General features: G+C 32.7%; 24 protein-coding genes. All 24 read right to left on the bottom strand.

The genetic code is table 11. The annotated features are described in order from the left end of the window. Positions 1-50 precede the first annotated feature (50 nt). On the bottom strand, positions 51-353 hold the full coding sequence (locus tag E5R92_RS07360; protein ID WP_168607441.1) for a phage tail assembly chaperone: 303 nt from the start codon (positions 351-353) through the stop codon (positions 51-53). Beyond that, a complete protein-coding gene (locus E5R92_RS07355; protein WP_168607440.1) occupies positions 353-1,279 on the bottom strand; it encodes a hypothetical protein in 927 nt (308 codons plus the stop codon). The genes E5R92_RS07360 and E5R92_RS07355 overlap by 1 nt, the downstream gene beginning before the upstream one ends. A 14-nt stretch (positions 1,280-1,293) precedes the next feature. Beyond that, the gene (locus tag E5R92_RS07350) at positions 1,294-3,534 is read right to left on the bottom strand and encodes a hypothetical protein (RefSeq protein WP_168607439.1); all 2,241 of its coding nucleotides are present in this window, start codon (positions 3,532-3,534) and stop codon (positions 1,294-1,296) included. Positions 3,535-3,538: 4 nt separating this feature from the next. Further along, entirely contained in the window at positions 3,539-6,436 is a 2,898-nt protein-coding gene (locus E5R92_RS07345) for a hypothetical protein (RefSeq protein WP_168607438.1), read from the bottom strand. A gap of 58 nt (positions 6,437-6,494) precedes the next feature. Further along, positions 6,495-9,305, bottom strand: coding sequence for a hypothetical protein (locus tag E5R92_RS07340; RefSeq protein ID WP_168607437.1), 2,811 nt, complete (start codon positions 9,303-9,305; stop codon positions 6,495-6,497). Next, positions 9,305-10,960 carry a hypothetical protein gene (locus E5R92_RS07335; protein ID WP_168607436.1) on the bottom strand — a complete coding sequence of 552 codons (1,656 nt, stop codon included), beginning with the start codon at positions 10,958-10,960 and terminating at the stop codon, positions 9,305-9,307. The genes E5R92_RS07340 and E5R92_RS07335 overlap by 1 nt, the downstream gene beginning before the upstream one ends. Continuing rightward, positions 10,960-11,463 carry a hypothetical protein gene (locus E5R92_RS07330; protein WP_168607435.1) on the bottom strand — a complete coding sequence of 168 codons (504 nt, stop codon included), beginning with the start codon at positions 11,461-11,463 and terminating at the stop codon, positions 10,960-10,962. Before E5R92_RS07330 ends, E5R92_RS07335 begins: the two co-directional genes overlap by 1 nt. Continuing rightward, positions 11,405-11,866, bottom strand: coding sequence for a hypothetical protein (locus tag E5R92_RS07325; protein ID WP_168607434.1), 462 nt, complete (start codon positions 11,864-11,866; stop codon positions 11,405-11,407). The genes E5R92_RS07330 and E5R92_RS07325 overlap by 59 nt, the downstream gene beginning before the upstream one ends. Next, positions 11,859-13,880, bottom strand: a complete 2,022-nt coding sequence (locus E5R92_RS07320) for a phage tail protein (protein WP_168607433.1) — start codon at positions 13,878-13,880, stop codon at positions 11,859-11,861. Before E5R92_RS07320 ends, E5R92_RS07325 begins: the two co-directional genes overlap by 8 nt. Beyond that, positions 13,862-14,080 (bottom strand): hypothetical protein, encoded by a 219-nt coding sequence (locus tag E5R92_RS07315; RefSeq protein ID WP_168607432.1) that lies wholly within the window; start codon positions 14,078-14,080, stop codon positions 13,862-13,864. Before E5R92_RS07315 ends, E5R92_RS07320 begins: the two co-directional genes overlap by 19 nt. Then, positions 14,080-14,658 (bottom strand): phage connector family protein, encoded by a 579-nt coding sequence (locus tag E5R92_RS07310; RefSeq protein WP_168607431.1) that lies wholly within the window; start codon positions 14,656-14,658, stop codon positions 14,080-14,082. The genes E5R92_RS07315 and E5R92_RS07310 overlap by 1 nt, the downstream gene beginning before the upstream one ends. Continuing rightward, entirely contained in the window at positions 14,658-14,876 is a 219-nt protein-coding gene (locus E5R92_RS07305) for a hypothetical protein (RefSeq protein ID WP_168607430.1), read from the bottom strand. The genes E5R92_RS07310 and E5R92_RS07305 overlap by 1 nt, the downstream gene beginning before the upstream one ends. A 1-nt stretch (position 14,877) precedes the next feature. Then, entirely contained in the window at positions 14,878-15,153 is a 276-nt protein-coding gene (locus E5R92_RS07300) for a DUF6321 domain-containing protein (protein WP_168607429.1), read from the bottom strand. A gap of 51 nt (positions 15,154-15,204) precedes the next feature. After that, the gene (locus E5R92_RS07295) at positions 15,205-15,648 is read right to left on the bottom strand and encodes a hypothetical protein (RefSeq protein ID WP_168607428.1); all 444 of its coding nucleotides are present in this window, start codon (positions 15,646-15,648) and stop codon (positions 15,205-15,207) included. Between the two features lie 21 nt (positions 15,649-15,669). Further along, positions 15,670-16,533 (bottom strand): phage capsid protein, encoded by an 864-nt coding sequence (locus E5R92_RS07290; protein WP_168607427.1) that lies wholly within the window; start codon positions 16,531-16,533, stop codon positions 15,670-15,672. Between the two features lie 74 nt (positions 16,534-16,607). After that, the gene (locus E5R92_RS07285) at positions 16,608-16,820 is read right to left on the bottom strand and encodes a hypothetical protein (protein WP_168607426.1); all 213 of its coding nucleotides are present in this window, start codon (positions 16,818-16,820) and stop codon (positions 16,608-16,610) included. Then, positions 16,813-17,655, bottom strand: coding sequence for a hypothetical protein (locus E5R92_RS07280; protein ID WP_168607425.1), 843 nt, complete (start codon positions 17,653-17,655; stop codon positions 16,813-16,815). Before E5R92_RS07280 ends, E5R92_RS07285 begins: the two co-directional genes overlap by 8 nt. A gap of 13 nt (positions 17,656-17,668) precedes the next feature. After that, entirely contained in the window at positions 17,669-17,890 is a 222-nt protein-coding gene (locus tag E5R92_RS07275; protein ID WP_168607424.1) for a Bbp19 family protein, read from the bottom strand. Next, positions 17,877-19,493, bottom strand: a complete 1,617-nt coding sequence (locus E5R92_RS07270) for a portal protein (protein WP_168607423.1) — start codon at positions 19,491-19,493, stop codon at positions 17,877-17,879. The genes E5R92_RS07275 and E5R92_RS07270 overlap by 14 nt, the downstream gene beginning before the upstream one ends. Then, positions 19,493-19,645, bottom strand: a complete 153-nt coding sequence (locus E5R92_RS07265) for a hypothetical protein (protein ID WP_168607422.1) — start codon at positions 19,643-19,645, stop codon at positions 19,493-19,495. Before E5R92_RS07265 ends, E5R92_RS07270 begins: the two co-directional genes overlap by 1 nt. Positions 19,646-19,648: 3 nt before the next feature. Next, the gene (locus tag E5R92_RS07260) at positions 19,649-20,311 is read right to left on the bottom strand and encodes a hypothetical protein (protein WP_168607421.1); all 663 of its coding nucleotides are present in this window, start codon (positions 20,309-20,311) and stop codon (positions 19,649-19,651) included. A gap of 2 nt (positions 20,312-20,313) precedes the next feature. Then, on the bottom strand, positions 20,314-20,487 hold the full coding sequence (locus E5R92_RS07255) for a hypothetical protein (protein ID WP_168607420.1): 174 nt from the start codon (positions 20,485-20,487) through the stop codon (positions 20,314-20,316). Further along, on the bottom strand, positions 20,488-20,715 hold the full coding sequence (locus E5R92_RS07250; protein ID WP_168607419.1) for a hypothetical protein: 228 nt from the start codon (positions 20,713-20,715) through the stop codon (positions 20,488-20,490). A gap of 112 nt (positions 20,716-20,827) precedes the next feature. After that, a complete protein-coding gene (locus E5R92_RS07245; RefSeq protein ID WP_229704533.1) occupies positions 20,828-21,955 on the bottom strand; it encodes a terminase large subunit domain-containing protein in 1,128 nt (375 codons plus the stop codon). Positions 21,956-21,999: the final 44 nt, after the last annotated feature.

The raw sequence follows: 21,999 nt of genomic DNA, 5'->3' as shown, positions 1-21,999 counted from the left end.
TTATTCTTGTGAATTTTTTAGGCTAGATATTTCTACCTAGCCTTTAATTATTATTCTGGTTTAGTTGGATAAGCTAAATCAGCTATATCTTCTTTAGAAGAAATTGTTGAAGGCAAATCTCTTAACTCTTGTCTGTAAGTTTGCCATTCAGTTTTCTTTTCAGAAGATAAACCATTGTCAGAAAGTTGAGACCAATCACTATCTTTTAATAATTGTTCTCTAGGCAATCTAACTTGTTCGTTTATTTTTCTTTGAAGTTGCTTTTCTTCTGTATCTACTGGTTGATTATCAAATTCTGTTTGTTCTTCAGCAGTTAAATCAACCAACTCGCCATTTACTATTTTTTTTGTCATTATGCTTTTACTCCATATAATTTAATTTTACCTTGATTAGACCAAGCATTTTTATTGGTCACATTTGAATTATAGTCGCCAGTCCAAAAAAATCTAAATCCATTAAATGTACTCATTTCTGAAGCTGTGCCTACAGAAGTTCCAGAAAAATAATTTATAACTTGTTGGTTATTATCTTGCCACCAGATAGTTTCAGATTTCCAGTTTGGTAATTCAGCACCATAACCATTAGGATAAAATTTTAATTGAGCATTTAAGTTTTGTTCTCCACTTGCATTTGAAGCACCTACTCCACCAAAAGTATAATTATTAAGACCCCAAGCACTTCTTCTATTTTGTGAAGAACTGCCACTAGCTCTGTACCATTCTTCGCCTATATAAACATAATTTCCAGTAGTATATGCTGAACCATTTCTCATATATTGCATACCCAACATTTGAACATCTGTTGCACTCGCAATATTTATAAAGTCTACAACATAGTATTCGTATGCAGAAGTAATAACCACTCCATTTGTGCCATTGACAAAATCTACATTAGTTGGAGAACCAGATATAGTTGTAGTTGCAAGTAAAGTGTGTTTTCCACCTCCAGCCTCTCCCCACTCTGGGTCATTAGCACCTTGTGTTAAAACATAACCAGCCGTACCTTTTGGTAATCTAGTTAATGCACTTGCACCTTTAAAGACAATGTCTCCTCTAGCTGAAAGTGTTGATGTTAAGTCAGTTCCATTAGATCCGTTAGTACCAGCAGAGGACATGATCTGCCAATAAGTTCCACTTGAAACTGCGTTGCCTTGTGATGCTAATATACAAACATAACTAGATCCACCAGAGCTTACAACATCATCTACTACATAAGCAGTTGAGTTATTGTAAGGTCCTTTCCAGTTAAATTTGATAGCACCGATATTTATTTGAGCCATATTGAAATTCCTCCTTATATGGTTGCTATTAAAATGCCATTGCTAATGCTAAAGGTAAAACCAGAAGCACTAAATAAGACATCATCGAAAGAGGCATAAGTTGAACTGTCGATATTGTCTGCACCTTTGTTGGTAGTTGTAACTTGTAAATTGTTTGGACCTGGAGTTGGTGTATTCGCAGTTCCTCCCATATTAGAATGACTTGAACAGTAGTAGTAAAGAGTAGGAGCTCCAGTCGCTACAACAATCGTTACTTGCGTTGAGCTATTGTGAGTTACACCAGTCGTATATTCTGATCCACTAGCATGAGTACCATTTGAAGTCGTTGAAAATTTAAAAGGATGAGCTGAAGGATAATTAAATACATAAGTATTACCTTCGTATAATTCTAAAGTATCTTGTTGAACACCATCTATGAAATATTTATTTGCACCACCAACTGAAACTACTGTTACTGTTTTAACTAAAGTTGAGCCAACAAAAGATTTTTTAAATCCATAAACCTCTGCTGAACTTGCAGAGCCTGGTTGAAATCTTGAGTTTCCAGAATTATAAACTAAAACTTGTCCATCACTTACACCAGAAGTTGATACATCTGTTAAATCATTGGCAGCAATATTTGATAAGCTAAATGTTCCAAATGTTACAATTTCTAAAACATCATTTACACTTGCTCCAGTTGCCAAAACAACAGAAGTTCCATTGGTTGCAGTTACATCTGTTCCAGCAACAAGCTTAATTCCATTTAAATAAATATCTGCAAATAGAACTCCACCAGCAACATCATAAGCCAAAGTATTACTATTAGCATCGCTTCCAGAAAAAGTAGTTTGATTGGCAGTAGCAGTATATTTAAACCTGGCAGTCGTTCCATTAACGGAAGATCCAGCTAAAGCAAACGATGAGCCATCATAAATTTTTAATTTATTTGCTGTGCTATCGTACCAAAGATCTCCATTGTTTAGTGAGCTTGTAGGAGCATTCGCTGATATTCTATAAACTTCTGCAAAATTATTTACTGAAGTTAAATTATTATTTACATTTGTTACTGCTCCACTAGCAGCAGCTAAAGAAGCTAATCCAGATACTCCAGCAAGAGTATTAATATTTGAAGAATTTGAATTTACACTTGAGACAGCAGCCGAAATATTATTAACACCAGTAACAGCAGCTTGAATACCAGAAACAACATTTACATGAGCTTGATTAGTTGAAGTTAAAGTTAATTGTCTCCATTGAGTATTAGTCAAGTCATAGACTTTCATAATATCATTTGTCGTATCAAAATAAATTGCTCCATCAACAAGACTTGCTCCATCATTATCAACAGAAGGATCAGAAGATTTAGCTCCTAGAAATCTGTCATCAAAAGTATCAAGAGCAGCTTCAGCAGCAGTTTGAGCAACTACAGCAGCATTCTTGGCAGTCGTTGCATCATTTTTATCTGATAAAGCCGATGCAGCACTAGCAGCACTTTCACCAGCTTTTGTTGTCGAAATTCCAGCTTGAGTTGATGCAGTTGATGCAGAAGCAGAAGCAGCACTCGCAGAATTTGTGGCAGAAGTTGAGGCAGTCGTTGCAGATGCAGCATCAACTAATAGATCCCATTTTGCACTATCGGTGTTTGTTGTTAATGGTTGAGATCCACTTGAAGTGTGAACTGTGTTAGCCATAAAGATATTATTTGTTGAAGTATCTTTAACAATATCTCTATTCGCATAAGCAGTTGAAGCGGACCAATTTCCTTTATTAATCCCAATTTCATTCGTAACAGATAGCTCTCCAGTATTATCAAAACCTAAAACTTTTCCAGCTCTGTTAGTTGCATCGATTGTAAATTCAGTCGATGTCATTGTATTCGTTCTTGATAGTTTTAAAGATCTATCAATCTGTTCTTGTAATTCTTGAGCAATAGCGATTGATTTATCATGTGCTGTTTCAATCGTATCAGCACTCATTGGATCATTATCAATAAGATCCATTGCTTGAGTTTGTGCAGTAACTCTTCTTAAAATAACTGTTTCGCCAGATGCTGGTATATGACCAGATTGGAAAGTTACAGCTCCACCTCCAGCATTTCCAACATTAGAAATAGTATAATGAGAAGATAAAGTTTTTATAGTTTCAGTACCAGCTGAAGATCTAATGATAACTTGCATCTCACTTTCAGCACTAATTTTAAAAGTATAATTAAAAGCTGTTGTAGATCCATTTCCATTATATGAATTTTTTATAGTTGTAGTCGATATAGTCAATTTGTTATTCCTCTATGTTTTGATTTACATAACCCATTTGTGAGTTAGCAATTTCGCTGTCTCTTAAATCTTCAGCTTTTGATTTTATTTCTGAAAGATATGTAATTCTTTCAATTTCACCTTTGTCATTTTGTTGTTCGTAATATCCTTCATTTGGATTTAATAAAAATTTTTTGGCATCTGATTTAGCATCTTGCCATTCTTGTCTGATTAAACTTTCTTTAATCATCTTTCTTGTTTCATTTTTATAATGAGGAGCTTCATATAAAGCTTTCATTTTTTTATCAAAAATTACTCCAGAGTTTTTTCTTAAAAATCTTTTTTGCTTACTGTTTAATGGAACTGAAACTCCTAATCCAAGATCTGGAGCATAGTCATATCTAATATAATTTTTAACTGGAGTTATACTTGGTTGAACATCAAACAATTCATCATCAATATAATCTCTTTTATGCTGATTAAAGTATTCAAATTTTTTATATTCTCTACCTCTTAAATCAACATCTTCAACAAGAGATCCTTCAGCTATACTCTTTTTAAAATATTCATTAAATTCAGTTACTAATTTTTGAGTATCTGAATTGAGAACATTTCCAATTTGTTTAGCAACAGTTGGAATGAAAGAAGAAGCAAATTCTGATCCAACTTCTATAACTGCTTTTGTTTTATTATCTGATTGAACACCTCTTGAAATAGATCTTACATCATCAACTAATTTACCAGCACCAGCTAACATTGTTGAATTAGATAAATTTTCTCCAATAGAGAAAGAATAAGCTATTAAGTAAGCTAAACTATCCTTACCTAATTGTTTGTATTGTTTTTCATCTCCACCTAAATTATTTCTTAATGATCCTTCCATTAAAGTTACATACTGTCCAAAGTTTGCTGAATTAGCGAATATTTGAGCAACTGGATCAAAACTTCTAAAACTTATTTTTTGAAATTTTCCATCTCCAAGAGGTATTTCAATTTGGAAAGGTTGAGTTTTAGTTGTCTTTTGTAATAAATTTTTTCCACCAGTTAATTGACCATCTTGTCTAATATCTGATCCATAAGTTTGAGGAAGCTCTGTTCCTAAAAAGTTTTCTGCTTTATCTCTACCAACTCCATAATAACCTAATGGAGCAGATGCCATATAAAACAATGAACCTAAATATAATTGAGCTCTTGCTTTATCTGCTACCGCACCACCAGCTTTAATCTTTGCATTATATTTTGTTAAGACTTGAGCTAATACTGGAGTTCTTTCTGCAACAAACCCAGCAATGTTAGTTGGTGTTTGTACAAATGGTAGATAGTAATTCATTATAACAGAAAATGGTCCTCTGTTTTCTGCGTAATTTTTTCCTTGTTGAGCAATCTTTCCTAAATCAAAAATATCTCCTCTTGTTCCTAAAGGAGTTTGAAAGGTTACATACTGTGCTTGCTTGTAAGCTGCATCAACAAGATCTTTACTTGGATTAGCAACCTTTGAAGCAATGTATTGAGGTAAGTCTGCTTCTTTTAATAATTTTTTATTATACATTTCCATTCCATCTCGAAATGCCATTGCATAAAGTTCAGATCTAAATTCTCTGTTTTTAAAATAATCATCTGAAACTTTTAAAAACTTTGTAGGAAGATTTCCTAAAGTTACACCTTTACCAACTATATCAAATAGTTTAGCACCAGCTTTATTTTTAATTCCAAATTCATCTGCTGTAACTCTACCTAATTTTGTTTCAATTTTAGAACCACCAAGTTTATAAACATTTTGCATAGCAGCCATAATCTCTTTTGCTGCTTGATGTTTTCCCCAAGCTTTCGCAACATCTTCATAAGCTGCAACTCCACCTTCATTCTTGCCACCAAAAAATCTAGCTGCAAACTTTCTCTCTTGTTGAACTATTGCTTGAGAGATCCAGTTACCAGCACCATTTCTTACATGAGTTAATGGATTAGATAATATGGCATTAATAAAAACTTCTGCCATTGCATTAGATGTTTTTTGACTAAAAGTTTTTAAACCAGTTCTATTGTTAGCAGCTAACAAAGCTGTATTTCTTTTTGTAGATAAAACTAATTCAGCAACCTTTTGAATTTCATCAAAGCCACCATGCTCTACAATTAAATTTTGTCTATTAAGATCATCAACAGATCCACCTAAAAAAGAATATTTCTTACTAGCATCGGATGCGATCTTAAATTGATTAAGAGCTCTACCAGTTTCTGTTTTAACACCTATTAAGACTTTTTGTATTTGAGCCATTAATGCGTAATGCTGTCTGAACTTTAGAATATCAACATTAGAAGCACTATCTAAATCAGCCGCTTTACTAGCTAAATATCGCATTCTAGCAGCACCAGCCTCAAGCAACTGTCTCATGCCATATATTTGAGAAGCATTATAAGCAGTTCCAGGCTTTGTTCCTAATACCTCTAATAAAAAATCTTCATTCTTTGATAGTTTAGTTCCAGAAGCTTTTGTTGAACTTTGTTTAATAGTTCCTCTTGTTTGTTTAACAACTTCAGATGGCTTGTAACCTTTAGCAATGCCATTAATCATTTGAATAATGTCATCGTTTTTACTGATCTTATCTATATGAAAATCAGCAAGAATTTTTTTAGGAATAGTTCCAGAATTAAAACTAGCCAGGAACTCATCCATTGTTTCTTTAGAAACTTTGTCTGCAAGCTTTTTATCGCTACCTTTAAAATCTTTTATCTTTACAGTTGTTGAAGTTGGATTTGGACCAACCTTAACAGCTTCATCTCCAACAGTTACATCTTCTACTTTTTGTAAAAGTTTTTCTGGATTTTTAATTGTTCCTTTATTTAATATTCTTTTATCAACTTCTTTCAGTAATTTTTTTGTTGTTTGCTTACCTAATTCAGAGGTAAATAAATTCTTTAATACCATGCTTTAACTTCCTATGATTTTTTGAAAATAAATGTTTGAGGATATTTATTTCTTACTATTAATTTGTCTTTTGTGAAATAGTATTGTTTTTCATACTATCCGATACTGCATTAGCTCCAACAGCAGTTGCTGATCCAATTCCAAAGATTTCGAATAGAGCTTGTCCATCTTGTTGAACTGATTTCTTCATATCGTCTGTTAGTTGAATGATGGTAACTGGAATTTTTCCAGTACCTTCTGATCCATAAGCTAGACCTAAATCTAATTCTTCTTCATAAACTTTAGCATTCCATTTCTTGCTATACTTTTTAAGAAAGCTTGGAATAGCTTTGTCGTATAAATCTGTTTTACCTTTTCCAGTTCCTAGAATTAATGGTTTATCAAAATCAGCAAAATATCTAGTATTTTTTAAATCTTCAGTTGGTCTGTTTTTAACAAAATTATCAATATTATCTTTTAATTGTGAATAATTTTTTGTTCCAATTTCTTTTTCTAATTTATTTAATTCTTCTGAATAAAAACTTTTTCTTGTAATTTGTCTATTACCAGCTCCAAAATATGTAACAACAAAGTGTGGATCTGTACCAGCCTCTGTTAATTTTGGTTGAACATTAACTTTAACAACATTATCTATTTTTTGCTTGTATCTGCTAGCAATCGTACTTCCTTTAGGAATAGCAACAGAATCAAATCCATTATCAGCTGCATATCTAATTAATCTTTTAGATACTAATTCATACCAATTATTCTTAAATGGAAAATCAGTTACTTTTTCTCCAAAGTTTCTACCCATATCTTGAACTATGTCAGATTGCATTTCTTCAACTGATAAAACTTTTTTACCATTAAGCATTCTTGTTTTAAATCTTACATGAGCAAATTCGTTTTTAGTTCCAAAGTGAACTGCTGGAGATCTATAAGGAAATTCTGTTTTTTCTTTTCTTGTAATAGCTTTATTTCCAAGACCAGTTCCATATCTCAATTTTTCTATTGGATAATTTCCATCTCCTTTAAGCTTAAATACAAGTTCTTTATAATCTTTACCGCCTGGCTCAACATAGCCTGGACCACCAAATTTAGTAGTTCCAGAAACTGCTTTTAAAGCTCTGTTAATTTTATCTTCAGATTTTTGAAGCATATATTTTTCTGCTTCTTTTATGTCCATTTCATCTTTGTATGTAAATTTATATTTACCACCAGAAAATGGATCTTCTTTATTAGTATAATCTTTAACATCAATTTTACGAACTGCTGTCATTCTACCAGAAACACTATCCTCAAACATATAAAACTCTAAAGTATTTGGATCTCCTTTTTTACCAAAATCATCTATAAGACCTTGCTTATTAAAAACCTTACCAGTTCTAGTTTGCAAAGCTGGTGGAGCAATATATGTATTTAATCTTTGACCAATAAAAACATCTTCTAAAGTTTTCATTGAAACCATTTCTTCAGTTTTATTTTTTCCACTAACAATCGTTAATTTATAATTATAACTATCAATCAGTATATTTTTATTTTGAGGAAGATTTTGAATTTCTTGAAGTAAATTATTTTTTTCAGTTTTAACTTTATTTAATAACTCATTAAAATTATCTGCATCTTTACTTACTCTTGGAAAGGCAACCTCTGAAACATCTAATGTATTTTTTTCTAAATAATCTTTTACTTCTTCTTTAGTTACATTCTTTTTGCCTTTAAGAAAGTCATCAAGACCAGACCATTTTAATTCTTGCTGTTTTAATCCTGGAGTATTTTTAAGCTGTCCTAAAAATTGTTCTCCATTTCCTTTAGCTGGTAATTTCTTTGCAGTTTCTTTTAAAATAGATTTAAAGACTGCACCTAAACCAGCAGATGCCATTTCATCATCTCCAGGCATAGGAGAACTTATTTGATTATCCTCGTCAAAATTTAGAGTTTTTTTTTCCTCGTCTAAATTCTGATTTTCAACATTAAGATTATCTTGAGCATTCTCTTGAACTTTTATTGCACCTTCTCCAGTTGCTGCTGCACCGCCCATAGAAATTGATGTTTGCGGATTCATATATGCTGGAACATTATTTTTTACAACTTTAAAAACTTTTACTAATCTGTCTCCAAGAGCTCCCCAAGCAGTTCCTTCAAAAGTTGTTGCAACTAATTCAGCAATCTCACTTTCTGGAGTATCTGGTAAAACACCTAACAATTCATTAAGACCATGTATTGTTTCACTATCAATAAACATATTATTTTCAGCTTCTTTATCTCCACCAGTCATTCCATAAACAAGACCAAATGATAATGGAGTTGCTACATAAGATGGAACACCAGTTTTTTTTAGCATTCTTTGAATAGGTATTGTTGCAGCTATATCTATTCCAATATCAGTCATTAATTGGCTTACTCCATTAACATCATTATCTTCAGTATATTGAGTAAGTTTAGAAATAATTTCTTCAGATGATTTGTTATATCCTTGAGCAAATTCAGTAGTTGCTTGAGATATGCCATCTCCTTTTTCAGATCCTTTAAATACCATGTTTGTTCCAGCACCAAATAATTGAACAAGATTGTTTGAAAGATTAACACCAGCCTCTGCTGTTGAAACAGCGGCAGCTTCTGGAGCATCTTTAATAAAATCAATAAATGATTGACCAAAGGTTTTCTTACCTTCTTCTAAATCTGCTTTATCTTCAATTCTTTTAACAACTCCAGTACCTTCAACTTTTTCAATACCTAAAAACTCATGAGGATCGATTTCGTTTTCTCTTAATCTTTTAAGAATAGGAGAAGAGTATTTATCTTCAACTTCTTTTAAAGGAAAATAAAAATCTGATAAATAATCAAACTCTTCGTATTGCTCTGTTGGTTGTTCTATTTTTTTTTCCATTATGTTCTATCTGCTCCATCACCACTTATTGAATTACTTTCACTCCAGGCAAAATCTGGATCTTTAAGAGTTTTGCCAAATTCAGCTCTGATATAAAATAAATCTTCTCTTACATCTAAAGCATCTAAATCTCTTTTAAGATCATTAATCGTAATAGATCCTTTTTTATATTTTTCCATTACTTGGTCTCTCCAACCATTAAATGTCATAGCTGGATCTTGATCTTTTTGTATTTTAGAAACTGTATTAATATTAATAGATGTAACTGCTGCTGCTTGAGGCAGACTTGGTAACTTACCTTTTTGAAATAAATAACCTTTAGTCATTTTAAGAAAAGCATCTTTAGGAGACATACCTTCAGAAATAAATTCATTATATAATCTTGATGCTTGAACTCTGCTATCTTGATCTGATTTTTCAGCAGTTCCAAAATCTCTAATTAAAGTTTGTTCAACTGCACCTAAAACATTATTAATAACTTTTAAATATTCTTTGCTATCCTGGAATACTTCTCTGTCATTTTTGTATCTCTCAATCAAAGATGTCATTGTTGTTGCATCTTTAATTCCAATACTCATTAAATACTCTGGAGAAAAATTCATATTATTTTGAATTTGATCTAAAGCTTCAACACTATCTGCAATAAATATTTGTCCATTGATTAGATCTAAAACATCATCATCATTTGCTGTATCTGGATCTTTGTAAAATCTTAATAGAGCATCATATTGAGCTGAATTAATCTTATCAGCACTAACTAAATCATTTAATAAATCTAATGTTGGAAGTTTTCCTAAATACTCTGGATCATCATCACTTCTAATTCTTAATAATAATTCTGTAAATGTTCCAACTTTATTTTTAATATCTGCTTTCTCTACAAACTTTTCTTGCTTAATAGCAAAATCTTGATCTGCTGCAATTTTCTGTAATGCTTTCTCTTTTGCTTTATTAGCAAGACTTGTTCCTATTTTCTTTTCAATAGCATCGTAATTATTGATTGTGTAATTAGGATGATTTTTAGCACCAAATAATACTATATTCTTTTCAGCCTGGAGAAGCTTATCATCTTCTAATTTCTTAAAACCTTCTGGTCCATAAACAACAGCATTCTCTGCTTTATTAAAGAAACTTTCAAAGTCAGCTCTAGCATTAGAAGCTTTAGTTAAATCGCTGCTAGCCATTTTTAAACTTAATGTATCTAAATATTCATTATTAGTTGCTTTAGTTTGACCTATATGTCTTTTAGTAACTGCTTTAGCAATCGATGAATATTCTGAAACTTTAGTTTTATTTAACCATTCATTAAATTGTTTTTTAACTCTTGGTCTTTTATCTTTTGTTAATCCATTCCATTTGTCAGCTTTAGTAACTTTATCAAAAGCATTAACTGCAAATTTAATATCAGTATTTTGTGAAGCACCAGCACTAGCATTTTCAATATCAATAGATGCAACTTTAATAAGTTCTAATAAAGTATTGTTATCTTCGATAGCAACTTGTTCTTTATGTATATCTTCAATAACTTTTCCAATAGCTGCAAAGCCTTGACCTCTTTGTGTTGCAAGAGACATTGGTAAAGCAAGAGCTCCAGTTTGAGTAACTTGTCTTTCTCTAGCTCTACTTTTGGATTGTGTAATTTTTAATATTGCCATTATCTTGATAAAATACTTCCAGAGCTTTGATAGTTACCAAACATTGATCCAGCAGCTTTCATGTATTCTGTGTTTGCAGTCATTTGACCTTTAAATCTTTCGCCAACACCTTTGCTTCTTAATAATAGAGATTGGTTTATGCCATCGTAATAGGCAGTTGTTGAATTGTAATCTTCTATTGCAAGATCTGTCGCTTGATTAACTTTACTTTCAAGTAATGCTAAATAGTTTGATCCACCAGCTCTAACTTCAGCACCAGTATTTAATGTTTGAACAAATAAGAAATCATAAGCTGCTTCTTGTTGTTTAATTAATCTTGGTCGATCAAGATTTTCATAAACTTTTTTATTAACTTCAGTCTTTGCTTTTTGTAAATTCGCTTGAGTATTATAAACATCTTGATTGTATTTACCGATTGCTTTTGCTGATTGTGCTGCTGCTATATTACCTATGAAACTCATATATCTTTGCCATCCTATAATAGTTAGTTTTGTCTGGACCATACATGGTCATCAAACCTTCATTCTTTAAACCAAGCCATTCGGCAAACCGAACACCAGTTATAAATTCTTCTTTGACTGCTGTTTGCAATCTCCATACTTCGTTGTTCTTACAAAGATAATCTATTCTTCTCTTGACCTCTGAAGCTGCTTTAATTTTGTAATCATGAACTCCTTTACTTGCCATAACCCAACCTTCAGCAACTCCATCCCAAAGAGGAATGATGCCGCCAGAAAAAATAGGATTATTGTCAACCAATAAAGTAAATGAAAGACCAAAAACTTTAGCATCAATTCTATTTTCAGTATAACTCGCATCTATATCCATTAATTTATGGTTTAATCCAAACTCAACCATTTGATCTCCATGGTGTTTTTCGTAAGGAACTATTTTAAAATTAGCCATCCGATGTAACTAGAGTTGGATAGATTGCTAATATTGAACAAGGAAGAGGCTGATCTTGTTTAATAAATATAAAGCCATCCGAATTGTAGTCATCGTTAAATTCAATTTCTTTGTCTCCAGAAAGTAATGTATCAACTGGATTACTTAAAAGTGATGAAGTTGTTCTAAAAGGAATAGTCTCTAAATTTGTTAATGAAGGTCCAACCTTTACACCAACTGTTTCAAATAATCTTAAAACTACTTTTGAAATTCTTTTTGTTTTACCTTGAGATGTACCTTCAGCAGCTCCACCTTCAATTCTCATTGTTTGTAAAATACTGTCATAAGGTAATCCAACACATGCTGAAGTAACTGATCTATCTAAAGTAATCTGTCCAGATCCATTAACAACTTTGTTTGCATGTGTAGCACCATCTCCAAGTACCGAAACTGTTTGACCTTCTAAATGTGCTAAACCACTTAATGTTGTAGTACCAGATCCAGAGTATGAAAGGTGGCTATCTAAAAATTTAAAACTTGTTGGAGATGTTTCATCAAAATCAAAATCAGAAAAACATTCTACAAATCTTTTAGTTGCACCATTAATTGTTCTTTTAACAATAACCCAAACTTCATCTTCTGTTAAAACTCCAGATATACTTGCAACACTTTCACAAACAGATTTGCCATTTCCAAATACTCCACCGAATATATGTCTTGACCAGGCAATTACATTCTCTGATCTTTGATAAGTTAAACAAGCTAGAACTCCATCATCTCTTACACACCAAATATTACTACCTGGCTCTTGTTGATATGACATTTCATTTATTCCAGTATCAGTAACTGTTTCGTTAAGAATAGTTAAGTCTGGAGCTTGATAACCATCACTATCAAAATTGTATTGTAATTCTCTAATTTTTCTTTTTGCTTTTTGTAAAAACAAGATTGCGTTACCAGCTGGAATAGCATCCACATTAGCTGATCCAAAAGAACTCTGTCTTTTAATCGTAATGTTAGTTGGAGTAATACTCGCATCTGTTCCATCTGCTGATACTGTAAATTCTCCTCCAGTAGTACCAACCACTAAAGTTCTTACAGCCTTCATATATCTAATGGCATTAACTTGATTAGATGCAATCGTATAAACCATAGCATCATCTGCATTAGTACCAGTAGTCATGTTTTCGTAATCTCCAGCTTTAGAGAAAAATAATGTTTGTGGCTCATCTGTTGTTCCAGCAAATACTAATCTTTGTTCAAAGAATGATACGCAAGAAGGATGTCCAGTCGTATCTGAAAACGCACCCAGGTTAAAAGCTTCTGTTGCATTTGTATTTGTGAATGCAGTAGTTATTGTGCAAGCAACAACAGTCGTACTTGATCTAGCTGTAATTTTTGCTTTACCAGAATTAAAAGATATTATTCTTCCAACATCAGTTGTTTGAAATCCAGCACCACTATTTATTCCAGTAACCGCAGAGGCTGTAATATTAATATTAGATCCAGTTGCAGCTTGAGCTGGTGTTAAAGTTGTCGTTGAAGAATTAGTTGCAAGATAAGGTCCATCTGTAAAATCAACTTGAGCTAATGTCCAAGATGTATGACCAGTTCTTGATAACTTCATCACTTCATGATTTGGATGTGTGATGTACATAACATCTGCTGATTGAGCAAATTTTATGTCAAATAATTCTGCTGTTAAATAAGGAGAAGAAATCTCATAAGGATTACCACTATCTAATATCTGTCCTTTGTCTTTAAAAAATCTAATATAAGTATTTCCAAATTCTAAAATATAAGTTTGAGTAGTTGAAAATTCAAAAGGTATTAATCTTGTTTTAGCAGCAGATGATTTAACTTCTGCAATAAATTGAGTACCAACTCTTCTAGTAGCAGCTCCTTGAGGATGTACTAAAAAGTTTTCTAAAGTTTTTGCACCAGAGTTATACTTTTCAAAATCTGTTCTTCCATCCATTTTAGGAGAAAATTCTCCAGATACAAAGGATGTTAAAGCTAGTGTTGTTCTTGGCATATCTTTTTAAAAATTTCTTGTTGAGTTAAACCTTGTTCTTCTCTTTTACATTTAGTAGTTGGATCTATTTCATCCTCATTAATAATTTCTACTAATGCGTATCGATAAACTTTTTCATCATCTCCCCATTGAAAATGAAGTAATGATTTAGGCTCTGAATATTTTTCTAATAGTCTTGGATCAAAAGCTGATTTCGACATTATAATCTAGCATCTGTAAATTCAGAGCTTTCAATAGTTCCTAGTGAGTTTTCAGTTGCATCTATAAATCTTGCTTCTCTTAATCGTTCATCTGCTCTAGTCATATATTTATCTGCTAGAGTTGCATTGTTAGTTACAGCATAAGCTAAATCTGCTGCAAGTTGATGTGAAATACTTTCTTGTAAATAAGTATCGTAATTATTTGGATCAGTATCTAATGCTATATAAATTATAAAAACAGTTCCTTCATCGGTAACAATATTTCTACCTTCTAATTTGTAATCAATATTTGATGCAATGCTGTCTGTTGTTCCATTATGAATTTTTAATACTCTCAAGCAATCAGCTGGAAGAGCATAAGCATGAGAATATTCTACTACTGGAGCTGTACTGTTTTGAGCTAATTGAACTCTTTTATGTAAGCAATTCCAAGCATGAGATCTAAATACTCTATTTCTTACTGGCTCATATCTTTGATTAATTAATCTTGCATTCTTACTATCATCTGTGAATGCTGAAATTGTTGATGCTCCTAATAAGTTAAGAGCTGAATTTGCTATATCTACTGCACTTGCCATTATGTTGGTTCTCCTTGTTCCTCACATGAAAATCTAATTGCTAGCTTCTCATCTTCGAAATCTTCTTGATAAAGTTCGTTTAAATAAAAATGTGATTGTTTATATCCTTGGTTTATACAAGCGGACCATTTATCAAATGCTCCAGTAATACTTTCGTTATTACATTTTGGAGTTTCTGTTGCATAGCTACATACATATAAAATTAAAATATATTTCATTTTAACATTTCCATCTTCTTCTTGATTGTCTAATTCTTGAATTAGGATTATTTTTAGTTTTTGCAGAAGATCTCTTCAGTTGTCCTAAAGATCTTGCACAATATGATTTTCTTCTTTTAGCAGCAGCTGATCCTTTTTTAACTTTACCAGTTACTGCGGTTTTTAATTTTGATCCTGGATTAGCTCTTCTATAAGCTTTCACTCCAGCCTTTGTCATTCCAGCACCTTTTTTAGTTGGTCTGTAATTTTTTTTGTTTCTTGAAATTGCTCTTGCCATTTGACTAATACCTGGCGGAGTATTTCATCCGCCAAGTAAAATGATTATTGACTACTCAACTGTGTACATAACCCAACAATGAATAGAGCCACTTATAGTTGCTCCACCAGTTGTGATTACAATATCAGTTTCCGCAGTTGTTCTATAACCCAGACCAGTCATCGCAGTATTAGCAGCAGTAGAGCCACCTAACATTGATTGTGTTTGACCAGCAGCATTCCATGTACCAACAGCAGCTAAATATCTGTCATCATCGCCAGCATCCCCAACTTTCAAAGTTGAAGAGCCACCTAAAGCATCACACTTTAGAACAACATCCATTATAGTTGCGTTAGTAGGTATTCTACCAATCGTTATGTCTGAACCAGATGCTAAAGAAGAAGCTTCATAATTATCGTATGAAACTCTTATTTTTCCACCTAGAACTTCGCTGTCCACTTTTTCAATAGGATCAGCAGTTATTTTTGTGTAATTTACACTTTTAACACTTGCCATGATATATTATCTCCTTATTGATTAAGCTTCATGAGCTTGGATTGTTACAACTTTTTCTTCTTCCATTCTTGTTGCACCGATTGACTGGCAAACATAAACTTGGTGAGCATAACCTTTGTCAGATCTCTCATCAATTCTAGTCATTAAGTCTTGACCGATAGCCATCTTGCAACCATCCATTGCCCAAACTAGGCAAGTTCTTTTAGATGATGCAATAGCAAGTCTGTTAGACACTATAAAGTTGAAGCCAAGGAATGAATTAACTTCTCCATTCGCTAAAGCTTTTACACTATTGAAATCACTAGAAGTAACTTCAGTCGTTCCTAACAAATCAGTAATTTGTCTTGGACCAACTGCAATATATCTAGTAATTGATGGATCAACAGATGCAGCATCAAGAAGTTCTTTTGCACTTCTTAATTTTGCAATAGTTAAACCAGCAGTACCGCTTTCAGTTATCTTTTGACCAGGTGGAAGAGCAGTAGATGTACTACCAGTCTCTCCAGTAAATGCTGTTCCAGATAACGCAGCGATGATTTCATCATCTTGAGCTCTTCCTAGTGCAAACGCAGCAGCAGAGGCATAAGATGAAGTTGGATCGATTAAAGTTCTGATTTTATCTTGGTTATCGATAAGATCAGCATACTCATAATCTACCAGGCTAACTCTTCTTCTTGCATGTGGTGTGTCCATTTGAGGAGTGTCTGCATGTCGAGTAGTCCTCTTGACTGCAAGTGCCGAACCCACTTGGTCAAAAAAAGCATTTTTCCCGACAACAGTTTCCACATCAACAGCACTTCTTAACAGAGAGCCTTTTTGTTGTGATAGCATTTGTACATTGTTTGAATACTGCTGTACAAAAGCTGTAGTAATTTGATTTGACATTGTCAAACCTCCTTATGTTGTGGTTGATTTAATCGACTTGGTTATCTCCAGATTGGAGGTCGCATCTGTAAATTTTAAGACTTCACTTTGTCTTTCTTCTTGGAGGTTTCGCATTTGCAAAGTTGTCTCCCAGAATTTTTTGTAACCCAGTTGAAATATTTTTCAGCAATTGGCAGAGGATCTTTACGATCAAACTCTGGACCAAATTCAGTTGCTAGTCTTAAACATTCAAGTCTAACTTCTGTATCTGTTATTATTTCTCCAGCTTCGAACTTTTCATTAGCCATTAAGCATCTCTCTTAACTTCAACACTTCTTGAACTGCTTTGTTATGATTTGGATGTGTCTTGCTCCAATATGCAGAACCTTCTTGAGTAAGTTCGTTAATTTCTTTTTCGATGTCTTTAGCTGTCATGTATTCAGATCCATCGCCTTTGATGATTTCATCTTCAGATAATTTTTCAGCTAGTTCAGAAAAAGCTTTTATAACTTTAATGTTGTCTCCAAGTCTTGATCCATCTTTAAGATAAGTATTTTCTAAAAACTCTGATCCTAAAGAATTAACTGCAAGCTTTTTAGCCTGGTCAAGTCTCTTATTAAACTGTGGTCCAAACTCTGCTTTAAGTTCAGTTTCAGTTTGTAACTGTGCTTCAGCAGCGGCTTCTTCTTGAGATGCAGCATTGTTGCCATTCATCTCATTATAAAACTTAATAAGACCTTCAGCTTGTTTAGGAAGTAATCCTAATTGATGAGCTGTTTTATTAAATTCTGATACTTGGCTACTATCCAGTTCTTGATCTTTAATATTATATTTATAATCTTCTGGCTTATCTGGAGCACCCAGTCTTTTAAATACTTCATTCCAATCCTCCTCTGTAGCATGTTTATTTGGAACTGGAATTTTGTCTGCACCTACAAGCGATTGAGCATGCTTATAACTTTTGAGCAAATCTTCCATGTTGTTAAAATTACTTAAAGATTTATCTTCTTTAAATTCTTCAGGAATTAAGTCTTTAAAATTAGTTTCCTGGTTTTCTGCAACTTCAGTTATTACAGTATTATTCTGAACAACTTCTGTCGTTTGTTCAGATTGCTCCGCTGGAGCAGTTGTCTGATTTTCCATATATACCTATTGGTTATTTTGATTTAAGTATTCCTTTGATGAATAGAGAAATTGATCTCTGTCCTTCAAGGAATGCGGTCTCATGACTGTTATCTTTTGAGAAAGTAGTCGAACTCTCATGACATCTTATTGAGATGTCCTCTAAAACTCTTTTGCCTTCTTCAGATCCAAAAACTGTTTTGTAATCTTCTCGGAGTTGTTTAATCTTTTTTTCTATTTCTTTATTGTGATCCATTTAGAAGTTCTTTTGCCATTGGAGCTGCGTTTTTTGCCATTTCGGTTTCAGCCATTTGTTGTTGTTGCTCCGCCATTTGAGCTTCTTGTTGAGCTCTGCCTTCTCTAATTTCTTGTACTTGTTGATCTGATTTAATTACCTTGGCTGGTAATCCTAAAATTTCTATAATATTTTTTACTAACCCATCTTCATCAATGTAATCCATAACTGGCATTGTTTGAGCAAGTGATCCAAAGATTTCTAATCCTCTCATTAATGATTGCAGCTCTTGTCCTCTTTGTGCTAATGCCATCGGAGATACAAATTCTATTTTTAATTCTTGTTGTCCTAAAATATCTGGAGCTTCCATAAATAAATCATTTCTTAAAAGAATATTAAATACTCTAGTTATTAATGGAGATAATAATTCAGATTGTAATCTACCTAATACTGGACCAAGTATTCTCATCTTCTCTTCTTGTCTTTGAATAACTTCAGTCGCTGTCATGTTTCTATTTTCAGTTACAACTAACTGATCGATATGAAACATTTTATTAATGGCATCTCTTCTTTGATTTTCATTATTAATAGTAATCGATGTGTTCGCATTAATATTTAATGGCTCAATTCTATCTCTTGATCCAGATCTGTAATAATTAATAGAACCTGGAGACATTCTAATAGGAGCTAGCATTCCATCATCTGGAATAAGTAATGGTGGATCAATTTGTTTAGCAGCAGCTTTTAAACTGTGCTCTACCATTTTATTTAAAACTTTGCAGTCAGAAAGTGCCGACATTCCTGGAGATCTTCCATACATTTCTGTTGATGCTTTTAAATATCTAGGAATGACATAAGGATTTTCTAAAAAACCACCTAATGATATTATATGACCACTACCATATTCAAAATAAACACTTTGAAATGGCATGTTCTTTTTATCTTTTTTATTAGGATCAAAATCTATCCTTGGTCTAACAACATGAACTAAATCTATATCATCAAATGGATTTTTATTTACTGTGTTTTGAATTTCTCTTGATACATTTTCAAATCCAAATTTAGATACAACAGCTTGAGCTGGCATCTTAAATCTTCTGTAAATTGTATCGACAAAACCTTTTTTATTTTCCTGGATATAAATTTCTTTTATGTGTCTTGCAGAAAAATTTAAAACATCTTCTTGATCCTCTTCAACCATTAAGCATGAAGTTCCAAATGCAATCAGATCATGATAGCATTCGAAAATTTCTTGTTGAAAGTTTGATTTAGAAATTACATCGTACATGCGTTGCGTACTATCTTCTAACCATTCTTTCGCTTCATCACTTTCATTTAAACCAGTTTCTCTGTATCTTAATGAAAACCATCTATTCGCAGATGAAGTCAACATACCATGCAGAGATGCAGCTAAAAGTTCAAGAGCATGTACAGCCGTTCCATCAAATATTTGTATATGTCTTTTATCGCCTCTTGCTCGTTCTTTTGTGATCTCTGCTTTTCTAGGTAACATCAAATCTGCTACTTCTTGCCAATGGCTTTCCCAGTTTGATCTTTTTTCCATTAACCTAGATAGGTTGTCTTTTAGCTGTTTAGCTAAAGTTCTAAATTCTTGTGATTGCATTATCTTTTCTTTTTTCTTTTAGCTTTATTCTTTTTGCTATTTGGAAAACCAGCTTTCATATTCTTGTAAGCTTTAGCTGATATAGTTGACTTCTTTTTAGATCTGGAAGTACCAGCTCGTTTTTTTTTGTTAATATTCCTATAAAGCGACATAATTTATCCTAATAAAACTTTCTTACTTAAAGTTGCGTTTGATTTGTCTCCAACAACAGAAGTTAAAATTGTTTTAGTTTTTTTACCTCTTTTGTTAGCAACATTGATTTCGTCTTGTGTCATCTCAATACTTGTGGGAGCTGTCTTATCAGCTGTAATTAAATCAGACTTCACTTCAGAGTTATCCATTTGTGAAGCTACTTTTGGTTGTTCAATAGATTTTTGAGTTTCGCCAGTTCGACCATCTCTTGAGATGTCATTTCCATAAGCATCTGTTCTTCCAGAAGTTCTATTATCAATATAATCTTTATATTGTTTCTCCTGGTCGTTAGCACTCATACTTAAAAATTCTGTTTTAGTTTGACCTTTAAAATTTTTAGATCCTAAAACTTTATCAGTATAAAAATCTCTAGTAACTTTTGATCCAGCTTGTAAAGGTTTTGATAAAATTGCTGCTCCAATATTAATTGCTATTGATGGAGTTTTAACTCCTTTCTTTATTTTTACTGCACCACGATTTCTAAAAGCATCATCATTGTCAGATTTATAAGAAGCAGTTTTCTTTCCGCTTTCAGTTATATTTCCTACACCAGCTTTATAAGCTGTCGTTCTATTTGGTCCAGCATCTGTTCTTCCACCACTAGGTCCATTTGAAGGTCCACCCATAATTATTTATCTCCAAATGTTAAAGATGATTTAGTTTCTTTAGTGTCTTTAACTTTAGATTTCTCAACTTCGTTCTCATAAGTTATATCTTCTAAAATTAAAATATCTGGAAACTCTAAAGCTTCTTCTACTTTTTTTTTATTCTTTTGAAAAAATTTAGTTATTGTTGAAAACATCTATCCACCTAATAAACTTTTCTTATCGATGTTTTGATCTTCAATCTCATTCAATCCAGTTCCAGTAAGGATAGTAGATCTTCTGCCTTTTCTTTTTCTTTCAGCATCAAGCATTTCTCTTTCTTCAGCAGCTTTTCTTTCATCATCTTCATAATCTGGAACATCCTCAACTTTTGGCATAACGACTGGAGGTGGAGCTGGAATTTTTGGTTTAAATATTGATCCCATAATTAATACTTCCTTTTTTTCTTATTCTTTAAATAAGCTTTATGACTACTGCCACTCATAGTTTTGCCATTAGGCATCTTATGAGTTTTCTTTTTCTTTTTTTTTGCCATGATTAAATTACCTTGTAGTTACTTTCAGCTGTTTGCTGTCTTTGTGTTTGGTTAAATTTATTTTCTTTTATTCCAGTTGCTAGAACTCTTAACGCATCCGCAGCATGTGAGCTCCAGTCATGGACTGGTTTTATTTTGTAAGTTCTTTCTCTGTCAGAAAACTTACGATGATAATGCCTTAACGCATTAATTAATTTTTTACAGTTATCGACATCTATTAAACATCTTGGCAGCAACATCTTTACTGCATGTATTCCTTCTTCAACTGCTAATTTTGGAGCAACTTTGAAACGCAACCCCATTTGGTACGCAACTTCTCTTCTAGTTTTTCCGCTACTAAATTCTGTTTGTTCTAAATCATGTGGTCCATAGTTTTGACCAATGACATAATCTTTTTCTTTAATGACTTCCGCATAATGTGGAAATGGCTCATTATTGTTTTCATAAAAATCAACAATGTGGATCATGTGTCCAATCTGTTGGAAAAATATTAAACTGGTACTATCGTTATAACCAAGATCCCAGGCTACATTGACTGGATAACCAGGATCTACTGGCACTCTTGTTATCTGATTTTTGTCCTCCAATAAGGCAATAGTATCGCCATATATAGAGCCTTGGATATTTCCTATAAAACTGCACTCAAATTCTTGAGAATACTTTTGAGCACCCATTACAGATAAAGCAGCAGCTAATTCATCATCATCAACTATTTTAGTATCAGATGCTTTTGCTATGTGGAGATACCAACTAGGATCAGCTTGTGCTTTTTGATAATAATCATAAAACAGATTTGCCATTCCTTTTGGAGTTCCAACCAAAATCATAAAACCTTTTCTATCAGATAGAGCTGGAGTTATTACTTCAGACAGCAACTCTGATTGTACTTGAGCTGTCTCATCTATAATACAGCCATCTAAATAAATTCCTCTTATGCTATCTGGATTTTCAGATGACAGTAAAGTAATCCTAGCACCATTAACGAAATCACATCTTAATTCTGTTTGATTGTATTTTGTGCCAGGAATATTTTTTGTAAAATGCACCAGGTAATCATAAGCAATCTTTTTAGCCTGGCTATAAGTCGGAGCTATATAGGCAAACCTTGGTTGATGATTTTTACTTGTCATCGCTGCTTTGATTAAATGATTAATACACAAAACAGTTTTGCCAA

This window comes from Candidatus Pelagibacter giovannonii, from assembly GCF_012276695.1.
Classification (GTDB): domain Bacteria; phylum Pseudomonadota; class Alphaproteobacteria; order Pelagibacterales; family Pelagibacteraceae; genus Pelagibacter; species Pelagibacter giovannonii.
The sequence above is the reverse complement of the archived record's forward strand: the minus strand, read 5'-3'. Positions and strand labels throughout refer to the sequence as shown.